At 57.4% G+C, this 16,487-nt stretch carries 12 protein-coding genes; 3 read left to right on the top strand and 9 right to left on the bottom strand.

Going from position 1 to position 16,487, the window contains the following annotated elements; all coding sequences use genetic code 11:
- A partial coding sequence (locus tag J4D97_RS00005; protein WP_208305842.1) for a T9SS type A sorting domain-containing protein occupies positions 1–2,356 on the top strand: 2,356 nt, incomplete at its 5' end.
- Positions 2,357–2,439: 83 nt separating this feature from the next.
- On the opposite strand, the gene J4D97_RS00010 is transcribed toward J4D97_RS00005, so the two are convergent.
- Positions 2,440–3,186 carry a WecB/TagA/CpsF family glycosyltransferase gene (locus tag J4D97_RS00010; protein WP_208305843.1) on the bottom strand — a complete coding sequence of 249 codons (747 nt, stop codon included), beginning with the start codon at positions 3,184–3,186 and terminating at the stop codon, positions 2,440–2,442.
- A gap of 24 nt (positions 3,187–3,210) precedes the next feature.
- A complete protein-coding gene (locus J4D97_RS00015; protein ID WP_185282989.1) occupies positions 3,211–4,605 on the bottom strand; it encodes an undecaprenyl-phosphate glucose phosphotransferase in 1,395 nt (464 codons plus the stop codon).
- A gap of 855 nt (positions 4,606–5,460) precedes the next feature.
- On the opposite strand from J4D97_RS00015, the gene J4D97_RS00020 reads away from it, so the two are divergent.
- Complete coding sequence (locus tag J4D97_RS00020; RefSeq protein ID WP_208305844.1) at positions 5,461–6,789, top strand: trypsin-like peptidase domain-containing protein; 1,329 nt, start codon at positions 5,461–5,463, stop codon at positions 6,787–6,789.
- Between the two features lie 27 nt (positions 6,790–6,816).
- Here the strand turns inward: J4D97_RS00020 and J4D97_RS00025 are convergent, their stop codons facing one another.
- The 6 genes from J4D97_RS00025 to J4D97_RS00050 form a co-directional block, all read right to left on the bottom strand.
- Complete coding sequence (locus J4D97_RS00025) at positions 6,817–7,038, bottom strand: hypothetical protein (protein ID WP_208305845.1); 222 nt, start codon at positions 7,036–7,038, stop codon at positions 6,817–6,819.
- A 115-nt stretch (positions 7,039–7,153) separates the two neighbouring features.
- On the bottom strand, positions 7,154–8,116 hold the full coding sequence (locus tag J4D97_RS00030) for a phosphatidylinositol-specific phospholipase C (RefSeq protein WP_208305846.1): 963 nt from the start codon (positions 8,114–8,116) through the stop codon (positions 7,154–7,156).
- A gap of 222 nt (positions 8,117–8,338) precedes the next feature.
- On the bottom strand, positions 8,339–9,574 hold the full coding sequence (locus J4D97_RS00035) for an alkaline phosphatase (protein ID WP_208305847.1): 1,236 nt from the start codon (positions 9,572–9,574) through the stop codon (positions 8,339–8,341).
- 32 nt (positions 9,575–9,606) lie between these two features.
- Positions 9,607–10,437 carry a hypothetical protein gene (locus tag J4D97_RS00040; protein WP_208305848.1) on the bottom strand — a complete coding sequence of 277 codons (831 nt, stop codon included), beginning with the start codon at positions 10,435–10,437 and terminating at the stop codon, positions 9,607–9,609.
- A gap of 118 nt (positions 10,438–10,555) precedes the next feature.
- Positions 10,556–12,118: a RagB/SusD family nutrient uptake outer membrane protein gene (locus J4D97_RS00045; protein WP_208305849.1), complete on the bottom strand. Its 1,563-nt coding sequence runs from the start codon at positions 12,116–12,118 to the stop codon at positions 10,556–10,558.
- A gap of 78 nt (positions 12,119–12,196) precedes the next feature.
- A complete protein-coding gene (locus tag J4D97_RS00050; RefSeq protein ID WP_208305850.1) occupies positions 12,197–15,358 on the bottom strand; it encodes a SusC/RagA family TonB-linked outer membrane protein in 3,162 nt (1,053 codons plus the stop codon).
- Between the two features lie 372 nt (positions 15,359–15,730).
- Between J4D97_RS00050 and J4D97_RS00055 the strand changes: the two genes are divergently transcribed.
- The gene (locus tag J4D97_RS00055) at positions 15,731–16,312 is read left to right on the top strand and encodes an RNA polymerase sigma factor (protein ID WP_208305851.1); all 582 of its coding nucleotides are present in this window, start codon (positions 15,731–15,733) and stop codon (positions 16,310–16,312) included.
- Positions 16,313–16,350: 38 nt separating this feature from the next.
- On the opposite strand, the gene J4D97_RS23690 is transcribed toward J4D97_RS00055, so the two are convergent.
- Positions 16,351–16,473 carry a hypothetical protein gene (locus tag J4D97_RS23690; protein WP_279592399.1) on the bottom strand — a complete coding sequence of 41 codons (123 nt, stop codon included), beginning with the start codon at positions 16,471–16,473 and terminating at the stop codon, positions 16,351–16,353.
- Between the last annotated feature and the right edge of the window lie 14 nt (positions 16,474–16,487).

Below are 16,487 nucleotides of genomic sequence, written 5' to 3' on the forward strand. Positions count from 1 at the left end.
GGGCAACGTGTTCTTCAACAACCGGGTGGAGCGTACGGTGGTGGGGTACATGAGCAAGGGGGGGCAGAACGGCCGGCTGGACATGAGTCCGGGGGCGTGCGCGAGCTGCGCGGTGGAGGCCTTGCCCAACCCGGTGACGGTGGACACGGAGCGGGGCGAGGACGTGCGCTGGCAGCAAAAGCTACAGCAGCGCAACATCACCGTCGGGCCCGAGGATGGAGATGGAGATACCACGCCGAGTGTACCAGCACCATCGACGGGTAGCAACTACGTGGTGAACCCGAGCTTCGACGCCGATGGCCGGGGCACAGAGTCGCCCACGGGCTGGCAGACGTGGACCGGGAACGGCACGGGCACAAACGCCTCCTACACCGAGACCTACCCCACGGCCCGCACGGGCACTTACCACGGCACGCACTACCGGCCGGGTAGCTACGAGGTCTACACCTACCAGACCCTGCGCAACCTGCCCGCGGGCCAGTACACACTGCGCGCTTGGGTGAAAGGGGTCGGCGGACAGAACGCAGCGCAAATGCTGGTGAAGAACTACGGCGGCAGCCAGCGCACGGCTAGCATTGGGGCCACGAACGGCGGAGTGAATGGCAACTGGACGCAGGTGGAGATAAAGGACATCACCGTCAGCAAAGGCGAGTGCGAGATTGGCTTCTACTCCAACGCCGGTGGCGGTGGGCAGTGGATCTACTTCGACGATGTGGAATTCGTAGCGCAATCTGGTACACCTGCAGTACCCAACGCGTCTCCAAAAGTAGCCCTGAGCGCTACAGTCAACAACCTGACGCTCGGCAATTCTCTAACGCTAACGGCCAACACCGGCGACTCGGATGGCTCTATTAGAAAGGTAGAGTTTTATAGCGGCACCACTAAGATAGGAGAGAAGACATCAGCGCCTTATCAGCTTAGCTGGAAGCCAGTTGGCATCGGTACGCTGTCGTTGACGGCCGTAGCAACGGACGATGACGGGGCTACTACCACTTCCAGCGCCGTAACAGTTACAGTAGTGGGCACAGTGGTACTACCTACACCAAGCGCGCCGGCACCGTCTACGGGTAGCAACTACGTGGTGAACCCGAGCTTCGACGCCGATGGCCGGGGCACAGAGTCGCCCACGGGCTGGCAGACGTGGACCGGGAACGGCACGGGCACAAACGCCTCCTACACCGAGACCTACCCCACGGCCCGCACGGGCACTTACCACGGCACGCACTACCGGCCGGGTAGCTACGAGGTCTACACCTACCAGACCCTGCGCAACCTGCCCGCGGGCCAGTACACACTGCGCGCTTGGGTGAAAGGGGTCGGCGGACAGAACGCAGCGCAAATGCTGGTGAAGAACTACGGCGGCAGCCAGCGCACGGCTAGCATTGGGGCCACGAACGGCGGAGTGAATGGCAACTGGACGCAGGTGGAGATAAAGGACATCACCGTCAGCAAAGGCGAGTGCGAGATTGGCTTCTACTCCAACGCCGGTGGCGGTGGGCAGTGGATCTACTTCGACGATGTGGAATTCGTAGCACAGACCAGTGGTGGCACCAGCGAGGGTAGCAACACTGTCCTGAACGCAAGCTTCGACGATAACTTATTCCCTACCCAAACCCCTAGCCGCTGGAGCACGACGCCTGGCAACGGCAGCAGCGACAACGCCGACTACACAGAAATTTATCCGGGGGCACACTCGGGGCTGTACCACATCACGCACTACCGGCCCGAGGCCTACGAGGTGTATACTTACCAGATGGTGAGCGGACTGGCCAACGGTACCTATACCTTGCGGGTATGGGCCAAGTGCAGCGGCGGGCAGAACACCGTACAGCTACAGGCCCGGAACTACGGCGGGGCCGCGCGCACGGCTAATATCGGTGCCAACAACAACTGGACGCAGATAGAAATAAGCGGCATTCAAGTTACAAACGGGCAGTGCGAGGTAGGCGTGTATTCGAAGGCCGGTGCCGGCGGGCAGTGGCTCTACTTTGACGATGTGGAGCTGGTACGCGTACAGAACAGCTTTAGCGCCGTAAGCAGCAGCAACAGCACCGTCTCGGGGCTATCCGTTACGGGTGCCGAAAACAATGTTGCCGCAAGCGTAACGGAATTCAGCGTCTTCCCGAATCCAGCCAACGTGCAGACGACCATTGCAGCTCCCTTCGAGCAAGCAGGTAGTGTCACTATCAGCATACTCAACTTGCAAGGTCAGGAAATAGCGCATTACGTGCAGTCGGTGGTGAGTGGCAGTAACTATTTGCCACTGTCTACGGCAAACCTGCCAATTGGTAACTACGTGTTGCGTGTAGCTGGTCCTGGGCACAACTACACCAAGCGCTTGGTGATTAGCCGCTAATCAACCAGTAGCTACACAAAAAAAGGTCGTCCAAACGGACGACCTTTTTTTGTGTCTACTTAGAGAGGTAGAATACTTATTATCTAGCTACGGGCTAGTGCCTTGCGGGCTATCAGGTAGATGAAGTGTGAGTTGGTAATCAAGTAGCGGCGCCATAGGCGGCGCGGCTCCAGCCACAGGCGGTAGGCCCATTCCAGCCACAAGCGCCGTGCCCAGGCAGGTAGGCGTTGCTCCAGGCCAGCGTAGGTCAGGAAGGCTTGTCCTACCCCCAGCATGCAGGCTTTGATACGGCCCCGGTGGGCGGCCATCCATTTTTCCTGGCGCGGGCAACCTAAGGCTACAAAGAGCAGGTCGGGGTCAGCTTTGTTGATGGCAGCTACGTGCGCTTCTTCTTCTTCTGGCGTCAGCTTGCGGAAGGGAGGAGACACCATACCCGCAATGCGCAAATTAGGCAGCTCACGCTCAATCCGCTCCCTGATTTTAGCTAGGACGGCATCCGTAGTACCATAGAAGTATACCGATTGCCCACGACGTTCAGCTTCGGCCAGTAGGGCAGGAGTGAGGTCCATACCAGCCACGCGCTCCTGGCGCTTGCCGTGGAACCACCCTACGGCCCCGGCTACGGGGCTGCCATCGGGCGTTACCACATCGGCATCAGCTAGTACCTGGCGAAACTCAGCGTCACGGTGGGCTTCTACCAGCATGTGCACATTAGCGCAACATACGTAGGCCGAGGTGCGGGCCGCGCCCAATTGCAGAATGGTATCGACAAACTCTGGGAAAGTGCCCGTGGAGATGCCGGAATTTAAAACAAGACGTTTGGGTAACATACGAAAGCAGGAGGCGCAGGAAATCTAGTAGGCGTTTTCTTCGCCGTGTACCATGTTCCAAACCGTCTTACCAATGATTTTCAGATCGAGTAGGAACGACCAGTTCTCTACGTATTTCAGGTCGTACTCCACGCGCTTCTCCATGGCGCCATCGGCGCGGGTCTCGCCGCGGTAACCGTTTACCTGAGCGTAGCCCGTGATACCCGGCGTTACGGTGTGACGCATCGGATACGTACGAATCTGCTTGGAGTATTCTTCCAGCTGCGACACCATGTTAGGGCGTGGCCCTACCACTGACATGTGGCCCAACAGTACGTTGAAGAACTGTGGCAGCTCGTCGAGGCTGGTCTTGCGCAAGAACTGACCTACACGGGTGATACGAGCATCACCTTTCGTTGCCTGTAGCTCCACTACCATATCCGTGCGCATGGTGCGCAGCTTGTAGCATGGGAATAGCTGGTTCCGCTTGCCGGGACGCATCTGCTTGAAAAACACAGGGCCTTTCGAATCCAGCTTAATGATCAGCGCCAGGATAGGCATGATAATCGGGAAAGCAAGCAAGATAACCGCACCCGAGAAGGCAATATCAAAGGCACGCTTCATCAACTGGTTGGGCCGGAAGCCCAGTGGATGCTGACGCACGGTCAGAATAGGCAGGTGGTTGTAGTAGTACACGTTGATGTCCTGCCGCATGGTGCCCTGGAAGTCGGGAATAATGCGGAAAGAAATGAAGTGGTCGTCGGCAAAGCCCGAGAGGTCCTGGATCAGGTCGTGCTGGTCCAGTGGCATAGCAAAGTAGATTTCGTCAATCTGATTCTGCTTGCAAAAGTCCTTCAGGTTATCAACGCCGCCGCGCATCATGTGCTCCATACCCTGGGGCACAGTATCGTCGGTGAAGAAGCCCATGAACTGGTTGCCTACTGGGTCGTGCACGGTCAGAAACTCCTGAAGCTGCCGGGCGCTGCTGCTAGTGCCTGCAATAACGAAGCGGCTGTGCGGGCGGGCAAAGTGCTGCTGGTAAGTGCGACGTAGGAAGGCTAGCAGGAAACGACCTGCTACAATACCCACCATCATAGCGCCATACATGGCCATCAGGTAGGACATGGGCAGCCAGTACACCTTCAAAACCAGAGCGCCGGACATCAGCACGGCGGCATGAATCATGAAGGCCAGTAGCAGGTTGCGCAGCTTCTCCGGGTAAGAAATCAGCCGGTCGACGCGGTAGATATTAGCGTACTGACCCGAGATAATCCACCAGAGCAGGGCAAACACCGCAAAAAACAGCGAGTAGTACCCGTCGAACTGCCAAGTGCCTAGCAGTTGGTGCGCCGTCAAGCGAAAAACCCCGAAAATAATCAGGCTGTCAACGATGGGTAAAATGAGCCTTTGTGAGTTACTGTAGTAAGTGTAACGTTCCATACATCAAAATGAAAGGTTGGCGACTGAAGCAATCCTGGGTGGTATGGACTAAGGAAAGGTCGGAAGTAGTACTGTTAATGATGAATCACTAATACTGAGGCAAATATAGTTTATTTGTTAAAAAATATGACTATTATATTTGACTTTAGAATAGTATCTGTGATAAATCATATTGATTCAACATCTGAGTCCATATACTTGATTAGCTCTAATAGGTTGCAGGAAATAGAGAAAAAATAGGCTACTTTATATAATGATAACATTTAAGTGCTTCTAACTATCTATAAATCAAGTTGTAATTGTATTATAATAATATTCATTATTCATCTATTTGCGCCCTATTAAGTAGATCCCTCCTTAGAATAGTGACTTCTTATATAAAAGCTTGTATGCTTAAATACAGGGAGTTATAGTACGTATCTCCCGAACCCATTTCTTCTGGCTCTGTTATGTTGGTAAACTGTACTTTATAGTTGAAAAAGATAATTGTAAGCTGTTCACCTATGCTGAATAGTACTTCCCTACCTTATCTAACAGACGCACCCTATACAGAAGAAATTGCGTTCAGATGGTTAGCCTCTATCTCAGGTATGGGTAGCTCTTGCTTGGCACTCGAGTCAGACAGGAGGTTTCAGGGCTATACACAGTACCAATTTCATGAGAAAATCAGCGACTCTTTTACTTCTTAGTAGCCTCTACCTGGCGCAGTTAGCAGCTGTAAGCTGCACCAACAGACAAGACCAGGAGGAGAGCAGGGATACCAACGAGCGCAACACCACCGCGTTTTTTGCAGACGATACCGTAAGAGCCACTCCCACGTCAGACGACACCCCTGCCAGTGCAACCGCCGGCGGCATGGGTAACTTCGTAAAGGCTTCCAAGGCCGCCACGCCGGCGGTAGTCCACATCAAAACTACTTACGAAGGTTCCGGTAGCTATTCCACCGGGGTTGGACAGGGCTACGGTGCACCCTCCGGGCGTGGGCCGGCTATGGCGTCCGGCTCGGGGGTGTTGATTACCGGCAACGGCTACATTGCCACCAATAACCACGTGGTAGAAAACTCCTCGCAGATTGAAGTGGTGTTGCCCGATAACCGGCAGTTCCCGGCCAAGCTAATTGGCCGCGACCCGAACACCGACCTGGCCCTACTCAAAATAGAGGCCGATAGCCTGCCAAGCATCCGGCTAGGCAACTCCGACAACGTGCAGGTAGGGGAGTGGGTAGTGGCCGTAGGATATCCGTTTTCCCTAAACACCACGGTTACGGCTGGCATTGTGAGTGCCAAGGCCCGTAGCATCGGCATCATCAATCGGCCCAGCCAGAACAGCTACGCGGCACCCTCCGGCAACACCGGCATCGAGTCGTTTATTCAGACTGATGCGGCCATTAACCCTGGAAACAGTGGCGGTGCGCTGGTAAATACCGATGGCGAGCTGATTGGCATCAACTCGGCTATTGCCTCGCAAACCGGCAGCTACGCCGGCTACGCGTTTGCCATCCCCGTGAACCTGGCCCGCAAAATTCTGGGTGATTTGCGCAAGTACGGTACCGTGAAGCGGGGCTTATTGGGCGTGTCGTTCCCTGCGCCGGCCGTCGAAGCGCAGTATTTGCTCCAGCAGGGGCTTCAGCCGGGCGTGGTGAAGGGTGTCTATATAACAGGAGTGCTCGACAACAGCGCGGCGGCTGCGGCCGGCTTGCAGGAAGGCGACGTTATCCAGAGCATCGACGGTGTGCAGCTGAATTCGTCGGCTGAGTTTTCGGAAAGGATTGCCCGGCACCGGCCCGGCGATGTGGTGAAGCTCACGTATCTGCGCGACAAGCAGCGCCGCACTGCCTCGGCCACGCTCAAAGGCGAAGAGGCCACCGCTACGGCCAGGGGCAACGCCGATCTGGAAAAAATCTACAACAAGCTCGGGGCCAGTTTTGCACCCGTGCCCGATGCTATAAAGCAGCAACTGAACCTACAGGCAGGTGTGTTGGTAAGGGAAGTCCGGCGGGGCGGTTTCTTCGACCAGGTAGGGATTCCCAGCGGTACTATCATTGCCTTCATCAACGGCAAAACCGTTGACAGCCCCCAGGATATAGATCGGGCCTTGCTCTCCGCCCAAAACGGCATCATTCAGGTGCTGGCCATTGCGCCCGATGGTTCCCGGGTGGTATTCGACTTCTCACTCGGTACATAGGCTAACAGGCGTGGCCGGACTATCACTCTACCAGAGCTCAGGCAAGATGTCGGTGAGGGAGAGGTGGCCGGCCACGTAGCGGGCCAGCAAAATTCGGGTGGCGGCGGTAGGGGCAGGCGCTCCACTTAGCTGTAGTGCCATAGAAATGCTCAGGAGGCGGCGTATGGTAGTAGGCTGCGGCGGCGCAGAAAGCGGCGCGGGCTTATCTGTTGTCGTGAGCGGGCAGGAAGGAAACAAAATATTTCGCATGGCTTTTTTCTTTTGCAATTGATTATTTATTAGTAATTAATTGACTTTGCGATAATAAAATGATAAAGCACGTTACGTGTATAAAATATACACGTAACGTGCTTTTAAAATTCTGTTAGAAGTTGGTCTTAACAATTAAATTATTTCGGCTGGCCTCAGCGAAATCCATTGGGATAATGCCGAAGTGCCCGGTAGTTTGTGCACTGAAAAAGGTGGAAACGCGCGGGTTGATATCGTTGGCCACCGTGTTGATGTTGGGAATGCCAAACAAGCCGGGCTTGTAGCCGCTGGCGTAGTTGAGGTAGAGGCGGCCAGGCGCCGCGGCCTTGGCCTCATTAAGCAGGGTCGCCATAGCCGTCCACTTGGCGGCGTTGTCGGGTACTTTATACTGGTCTTGTACCCTCAGCTGCGCCTGCGTCGTATTGATGCTGAAGGTGGTATTATCAGCCCAGGCGGTAGCGTCGATGCCCTTCGGGGTAGTAGTAGCAGAGAAGCGACGGAGCAGCACAATCTTACCGCGCACTTGTCCTAGCGTGGGCACGGTAGCGCTCAGGTACCACTTGTCGGGGTTCTGTTGCAGGTAGGTGTTCAGCGTCTGCTCGAAGGTGCGGGTATTGTTGCTGGGCGTGTGTTCCTCCTTGATTGACATGATGATACACTCCGTGGGGTTGGCCTGCAAAAAGGCCAGGCAGGCCGCACGCACATCGTCGAAGTTCAGGTTTTGGTACACAGCACCATGATGGATGGCAAAGCTGTTGTCGATGTGGCGGCAGCGAATGTCGAGGAAGCGTACCCCAGCCGTGAGCTGCTCCCCGATGGTCAAGGTTTGGCATTTAGCCGTACCAGAAATCGGCTCAAACCGTGCCCCCGAGTCGTGGGTGCCGGGAATGCTCAATTGCGACAGAGACAGGTTAGCGTCAACGGCTCCCATCCAATTATTCAAGGAGTAGGCCACGGCTGACTGGGTAGTAGCAGTGGCGCCGGGTCCGGCAGCAGGGGCCATAATTTCCTGCTTGTCGCAAGAAGCCAACGATAGCGTGGCGGCAATGGCGGAAAGGAAGGGTAAGGAATGTTTCATGCTCAAGCGCTTGAAAGGTGAATAGAATAGAGCTTGAGCAAATATCTATTTTACCATCCTTACTCTATTGTATTTTATATTATTTAAACAATAAACATTCTTGAGAATCATCATAATTTGATAAATAAAAAATGTGTTTAGATATAGTTAAAACGCCATGCTTCGATAAGCTCAGATGGCGTTTTAACTATATCTAAACACATTTTCTGAATAAGTTCGAAATCAATTATTTTCAACCGTATTCCAGCCTAGTGCTTTTTTAATTCGATAATAGATTTCGGTGTTCTCATACATACCCGTGAATAACTCGCTGCCTACTCCATAGGCAAACACGGGCACCATCACGGCGGAGTGCTTATTAGTAGCAAAATTGGCCGCTATCTTGCCGCTCGTTGAACTGCCGCCCACAATGCTATAGCCGCCGGTTTCGTGGTCGGCCGTCACAATGACGAGGGTTTCGCCGTTGGCGGCCGCAAACCGGAACGCCTTGCCTACCTGCTGGTCGAAGTCCAATACTTCTTGCACGTTTTGGGTAGCGTTGTTGAAGTGACCGGCGTCGTCGATCTGCGAGCCTTCTATCATCAGAAAAAATCCCTTGTCATTCTTGCTGAGCACTTCCAGCGCTTTGTCCACGCCTTGGTTGATGTAGGCGGCGGTGCGTTCGGCCACAGCGGGTGGGCCATTTTCGGCAAGCAGGGCCACGGCTTTGGGGCCGGTGATGGTAGCTATGTCGCTGGGTTTGGTGACTACCTGATAGCCTTTTTGGCGCCACTGCGGTAGCAAATCGGCGTGGTCCTGGCGCTGGGTGAAGTAGCGCAGGCCGCCGGCGTACATGAAGTCGATGGGAGCTGAAAGGTACTTGGCAGCAATGGCTTCCTGGTCGTTGCGGTTGGGATGGGTCACGGCGAAGCAGGCGGGAGTAGCGTCGGTCAGCTCGCAGGCCACTACCATGCCGGTGGATTTGCCGTGCTCCCGCGCATCCCACATAATAGAGCGGAACTCATGCCCCAGCGAGTCCACGCCAATGGCAGCGTTGTAGGTTTTGTGGCCAGTAGCCATAGCTGTAGCGCTGGCTGCCGAGTCAGTAATCTTGCCGTACTCGTTTTGGGTGATGCTGAAGCCCGTGGCCTGCGCCTGCTGCATAAATAAGCGGCCGTGGTTGGCTAGCAACCCGCCCGTAACCTGCGCTGGTCCCATGCCGTCGCCAATCATCAGAATGATGTTCTTGATAGGCTTGCGCGGACCAGCATAGGGCACCAAGTCTGGCACAGGGTAGGGGCCAGGCGACTGATACTCGCGCTTATACAACGGCTCATCAGCCTTCGAAACTTGGGCAGGCAGGTGCTTGATAGCTTCAATCACGGCAATGCGGGACGGCGGCGACTGTGACTGAGAAGATCCGCAAGCACACAGGGACAGACTACCGCTAAGCAGTAGGAGGTAGCGTGAAGAAATCATGGCAAGCTGGAGAGGAAGGGCTACAAAAGATACTACTTGTACGGAGCGGAGCCGCGTTGCGCGTCAATGACTTCCTTTAGCTCCGTCAGCTCATCGGCACCGACGAGAAGGGCGGGGTAGCGCAGCAACTCCCGCCACACGGCCTGACGCTGGGCAGCCGTAGCGGCGGGCAAATCCCAGAACCGTACTTTCTGGCCAGTGCGCACGGCCTGGTCGTTGAGCTGACGTAGGCGGGCCACTTCGGCGGCGGGCATCTTTCCTACCCCATCCCAACGGAAGGTTTTCTTCCAGTTGCCGTTAACGGCGGGAATGGCGGCGGCGAGGTCAGGCTGTAAGTCGGTGAGCTGGCCGTCGAGGAACACCAGCCGGTTGGGGTCGGCGAGAACCTGTTGGCGGGGGTAGTCGCCCGTCAGGATGACGCGCACGCCGCCGGGGCGGGGCTGCTGCGGTGTCGAGAGCAGTACGCGGTAGCGGCTGAGTACCTGTTGCAGCCGGGCGTAGGTAGCGGGACCATCGTTCTTGATATCAACGTACAGCCACAGCTCGGCAGGCTTTGTATAGTGCTGGCCGCTGAGCTGGCGCAACGGGTCGAGGTAGAGGCTTTGCAGGGTCCGGTCGGGGCGCAGAGCGGCGCGCTCGTGGCCTACCTGCAAGGTGCTGTCAATCAGGAATACATCGGCTTCCACGCTCTTAAAGCATAGTTGCAAGGCATCAAATAGTGGGTGCGGGCGCCAATAGTCGTTGTGAGAATGGCCCTGCTCCAGTGGTGGCGCGGGTTGAAAGCGCGGCGTTTGGGCGTGGACGGCGGTGGCGAACAGCAGGCTTAGGCTGGCGGAGGCAATGGTTTTTATCATGTACTGCATAAGAACGATGTAGAGATGCATACTTGCGTCTCGCCGTTGAACGATCTGAGCGGTGACGTTCAACGACGAGACGCAAGTATGCATCTCTACATCAATCGACTCTACAACGTTTGGGCATCTACCACCCCTGATTCTGCGCAATCTTTGAGTTGGCAAGGTCAGTAGGGGGGATGGGCCACACGTGGTGGATGGCGGGGTTGAAAGTGCGGGCGGGCCACACTTCTACTACCTTATAAGTGGAAGCAGGATTAGATTGGTCGGCGTACTGGCGGCCGTGCTGGGGCTTGGCGTAGGTGGCCCGGGCGTCGCCCCAGCGCACGAGGTCGGCGTGGCGGTCGGCAAACTCGCCGGCCAGCTCCACGCGGCGCTCGTGCTTGAGGTCGGCGAGGGTAGCGCCGGTTTTGGGGGTAAGGCCAGCACGGCTACGCACGGCGTTCAGGGCCGCGTCGCCGCTCTTGCCCTGCATGATCTGGGCTTCGGCTTTCAGCAGCAGCACCTCGGCGTAGCGCATCAGCGGCACGTTCAGGTCGGTGGTGGGCTTGTCGCCGTTGGCGTTCAGGTGGGCAGCCACTGGTGTTTCGTAGGGCTGCATGTACTTGCTGAACTGAAAGCCCGTGAGCGAGTTGGTAGACGAGTAGCGCTTGGTGGCGCCCAGGTAGGTAAACTCGTCGCCGAAGGTGAGAATAGTGGCTTTCAGGCGCGGGTCGTTGGCCTCAAACTCCTGGTACAACTCCAGGGTAGGCTGGAAGTAGCCCCAGCCGTTGTACTGGCCCCAGCCCTTGTTTTCGAGCAGCACGCCCGGCAAAATGCTCCCATCCTGCTTGCCCGACACCACCGACCAAATGTACTCCGTGGACCAGTTGTTGGGAATGGTGAACACGCTGTGGAAGTCCTGCTGCGGCTGGCCGGTGTTCAGCAGTGCCCTACCCGAGCCGGAATTGGCCACGGCATCGGCAGCCTTCTCGGCTTCGGCCCACTTGCTCTTGTCGTACTGCGCCCAGAAAGCGTAGGTTTTGGTGAGATAAGCCATGGCTGCGTCCTTATGCGCCCTACCCAAATCGGCGCCGGAATACGCGGTGACCAGCGGCAGCAGCTCGGCAGCTTTCTTGAAGTCCTGCTCCATCAACTGGTAGTTTTCTACCACGCTGGCAGGACGCGGAAACTCGTTCTGGTCCATGTTGTCCACCGTTACGATGGGCACGCCGGCGCGCTGGTCGCCGTAGCGGGTAGCAATGTGGAAGTAGGTGAAAGCCCGCATGAAGTAGGCCTCACCCAGCACCCGGTTTTTCAGGCTCTCGCTGATGCTCATACCGGGCACGTTCTTCAGAATCTCGTTGCAGCGGCGGATAACCCGGTAGGAGTAGCCGTACATCTTGTTGGTGTCGCCCTCGTTGCCGGTGGCCGTAAAGTTGCGCACGTTGGCGGCGGTGGCCCGCACGCGGCCGGTCACCATGTCATCGGAGGCATTAATCAGCCAGAAAAACCCGCGCCCAAACATGTCGTCGTCGCGCATGTAGGTGTACAGCGCGTTGGAAGCGGCCACCGCGTCGGCGTCGGTTTTCCAGAAGTTGGCGTCCGTGATGGTGCCCTGGGGCGTGAGGTCAGTGAACTCGTCCTGGCAGCTGGTAGCGACACCGAGGAGGAGCGAGGTAAAGAGAAGGGTAGCGTATGTGCGTTTCATGAGAGTTGTGCTGGTGTGGACCCCACCCCCCCGGCCCCCTCCCCTCCGGGAGAGGGGGCCGGGGGGGTGGGGTGACTACTAAATCCCCAAATTCAAACCAATGGTGAAAGTGCGCGGGAGGGGGTAGGTGCCCACGTCGAGACCGATGCCGCCTACCTCGGGGTCGAGGCCGGAGTACTTGGTGAAGGTTACCAGATTTTCGGCGGTGGCGTAGAAGCGCAGGCTGGCGCCGGTCCGCACGCGGTCCGTAAGAGCGGCGGGTAGGGTGTAACCGATGCTCAGGTTTTTCAGGCGCAGGTAGGAGCCGTTTTCCAGGTACCAGTCCGATACACGGCTGAAGTTCTGGTTGGCGTCGTTGGTGGAGAGGCGCGGGATGTCGGTGTCGGTGTTCTCCGGCGTCCAGGCGTTCAGCACGCGGCGGTCGAGGTTGTAGCCTTGCAGGCCGGCGTTGTAGGTCGAGAACTTGTAGGCGTTGAACAGCTCCACGCCGCTCACGCCCTGCCAGAACATGCTCAGGTCGAAGCCTTTCCACTGCCCGCCCAGCGTGAGGCCGTAGGTGAGCTTGGGCATGCCGTTGCCTTTGTATACCCGGTCGTTGTCGTCAATGCGGCCGTCGCCGTTCACATCGCGGAACTTCAGGTCGCCGGGCTTGGCGTTGGGCTGAATCTGCTTGCCCTCGCCGTTGGTGTAGGCCGCCACCTCCTGCGCCGACTGGAACAGGCCTTCGTTGGGAATCAAATAATAGGAATATAGCGGCTGCCCCGGCGCCGAGCGGTAGGGGTAAAGCTGACTACGCACGTTGTCGCCGTGCTGGATGAAGTCGGCGCCGTAGCCGTCGAGGTCCTGCACGCGGTTTTTGAGGGTAGCAATGTTGCCGTTCAGCTGGTAGCGGAAGTCGCCTACCTGGTCGTTGTAGCCAATACCCAACTCCACGCCCTTGTTCAGCACAGTGCCCACGTTGGAAGTAGCGCCTTCGCCTACCCCGGCGCTGGTGTTGGGCGCCACGGCGAAGATCAGGCCGCGGGTGTATTTCTGAAAGTAATCGGCGGTGATGGTCAGGCGATTATCCAGCATACCCATGTCCAGGCCCACGTCAAACGTCTCGGACCGCTCCCATTTCAGGTTGGGATTCGACTGCTTATTAATATAATAGCCCGTGCTGTACCCCGGCGTGCTGCCCAGGTAGGACTGCCCCGTTACGAGCGGCACGTTGTAGGCGTAGTAGGCCACCGACTGAATGTTGCCGATTTGCCCCCACGAGCCGCGCAGCTTCAGGGTTTGAATGGGTGCCACGTGGAAAAATGACTCCGAAGAAATCTTCCAGGCACCGGAAATGGCCGGGAAGTAGTCGGAGTTGTAGCGCGAGAGGCGCGAGGTCTGGTCGCGGCGTACGCTGCCGGTCAGGAAGTAGCGGTCGTCGTAGCTGTAGGTGAGGCGGCCGATGGCCGAGGTAAGGGCGTCCTGCCACACGTCGCTGGTAGGGCGCTGCACAAACTCCTTGGCGTTGCCGATGTACTGGTACCAGTCGTCTTCGCGGTCGAAGTTCTGCGCCTGCACCGAGTAGTACTCGTAGTTGGTGCGCTGGGCCGAGTATACGGCCGTGAGGTCGAAGAAGTGCTTGCCCAGCGTTTTCTGGTAGCTCACCTGGTTGTCCCAAATCCAGCGGCGCCGGTCGCCCTGGCTCTGGGTCAGGTAGTTCATGGTGTTGGAGCGGCCCGGCTCCGGAATGCGCGGGTCGAAGCGCTTGTAGGACTCGCGCTGCAAATCCAGGCTGAAGCTGCTACGGAATTTTAGATTGTTCAGCGGGTTGTACTCCACGTAACCAATGCCATTCAGGTTCAGCAACGGGCTGTTCACGGTAGGACGCTTCAGTAGGGCCACCGGGTTGTACACGTCGCCGTAGGCACCAGCAAATTTGAACTCCGGTGCCGGCGACATCGGCGTGACGCCCCCAAACGTGCCGTCCTCGTTGCGCACGGGTGCTGCCGAGGGCATATAAATGGCGTTGATGATGCTGCCCGAGTAGCTGCTGCTGGTGTTGGTGCCGCGGGCATTGCGCTGGTTCACGTACACGTTTTGGCCCACCGTAATCTTGGGGCTGATGTCGTAGTCCGATTTCAGGCGCAGGGTGTAGCGCTTCAGATTGGTATTCAGCAGCAACCCCTCGCGGTTGTGGTAGCCGAAGGAGGTCAGGAAGCGGCCGCGCTCGTTGCCCCCGCTCACGGTGGCGTTCAGGTTGTAGATGCTGCCGGTGCGGAAAATCTCGTCTATCCAGTCGGTGCGCGTGATCTGACCCCAGGGGTTCTTAGTGGCGTCGTGGGCGGCGGGGCGGCCTACCCCGGCGTTGTCGGCGGCTTGGTTGTAGGCGGCGGCCTGCTCGGCGGCGTTCAGGGCGTGGGGCAGCTTGTAGGCTGACTGCCAGCCCTGGTACGTGTCGATGGTCACGCGGGGCACGCCAGCCTTACCGCTCTTGGTGGTGATGACGATAACGCCCGAAGCAGCCTGCGCACCATAAATGGCGGCCGCGGCCGCGTCTTTCAACACCGTGAGGCTGGCAATATCGTTGGGGTTAATTGGCCCGCCGTAATAGGGCATGCCGTCCACCACATACAGTGGGTCTTCGGCATTAATCGAGCCCGCTCCGCGAATTACTACCCGCGCCGTGGCCGAGGGGTCGCCGCCGTTTTGCACCACCGTCACACCGGCCACATTGCCCTGCAACATATCCTGCACCGTGGAGATAGGGCGCTGGGCCTGTTTTTCGGGGTTGGGCAGGGTAGCAATGGCCGTGGTCACGTTTTCGCGCTTCGCTGTGCCGTAGCCGATTACGACCACCTCATCCAGACCGGTAGTGGCATCGGAGAGCGTAATGGTGAAATCCGTTTGGTCGGCCACGCGCAGCTCCTGCTTTTCGTAGCCGATAAATGATACCACCAAGACCGCCTGCGTAGGGTCTTCTACGGTCAGCTGAAAACGGCCGTCGGTATCAGTAGTCGTGCCCGTGTTGGTACCCTTCACCAGTACCGTCACGCCGGGTAGGGGCTGGCCGGCTTTGTCGGTGATGCGGCCGGTAACCGGGGTAGCAACCAGCAGCGGAAGCGCTTCCGTTGCTGGCTGGCCATGCGAGTAGGGTAGGGGCCGGGCGGCCACGGCCGAACCCGCTAAACTCAGGGCAACAAGCGTTACAACCGTCCGCTTGCCTGCGGCTCGGTGTGGTCGTAGCTGTACGTGTTTTGGCATAGAAGCAGAGAGAAGTGGCGGAAACAAAAAGACCCCCGAAACGTATCAGCGCGCAGAGCAAGCAAATCAGCGAAAACCACCAACAAGATTCGTGGTAGTGTAATCGGATAAGGCTGTTTACTAATGATTTATCGAACTAAATCTGCGTAGGTCGCAAGCGGTTTTGCGGTGGCTATTCGCGGCGGAGTAGCTCCGGGAGGTCTTTGGACGCCACAAAGGAAGGCTCGCGTTGTGTCGTATATATTTCGCCGTTATCAAGTAATTGTTACCAACGGTTGTCGGACCTAGCGCCTCCTTTTGGCTGTGTTACGGTCGTGTTACCGGGCGGTAAAGCCTGTGTGATATCTGCGTATCGCCCCTCTTATCGCATGCATGGCCTTCTACCTTTGGCGCAAAGAATGCGCTGTGGCTACTGATACCCTACTTGAGCTACTGGAGCGAATCCGCACCAACGACTACCAAGCCTTCGAGCAGCTGTTCGAAGCGCACTGGCGGGAGTTGTACCGGTACGCCCATAAGGTGTTGCGCCACGCCCCCGACGCCGAGGATATCACCCAGGAGCTATTCTGCGACCTGTGGGCCAACCGCGCCCAGCTGCACGTGCAAACCAACGCCCAGGGCTACCTGCTGGGCGCACTGCGCAAGAAAATCCTCACCCGCTTCCGCGACGCCGACATCCGCAGCCGTCACTTACAGCACTTTGGCGCCGCCCAAGAAGCCAGCGCCGAGCTTACCCTGAAGCACCTCGTGAGCCACGATACGCTGGCCGCCGTGCAGGCACAGGCCCAGGCGCTACCGCCTAAGGAAAAAGAAGTGTTTCTGCTAAGCATGCTCCACGATTTTTCGGTGAAGGAAATTGCTGAGCGCTTCGCTACGTCTGAGCAAACCGTGCGCAACCAGATGAACAGCGCTCTGCATAAGCTTTCTCCCTACCTCGTCAAGCTGTTGAGCTAATGGTGGGATAGAACGGAGGTCCCCATGTTACCTCTTCGTTAAATCAGGGGTAGGCGATGGTTGAAAATGCCGCGGACTGCAACTGATACGGGTAGGCGGCCGCCCCGGCCGGGAAAGTAAGCAGTCCGCCGCCTACCCGCCGCAACAGTCGTGTTGCGCATTTTTCTTTCCCTGC

The sequence above is a fragment of the Hymenobacter defluvii genome (assembly GCF_017589435.1).
GTDB lineage: Bacteria > Bacteroidota > Bacteroidia > Cytophagales > Hymenobacteraceae > Hymenobacter > Hymenobacter profundi.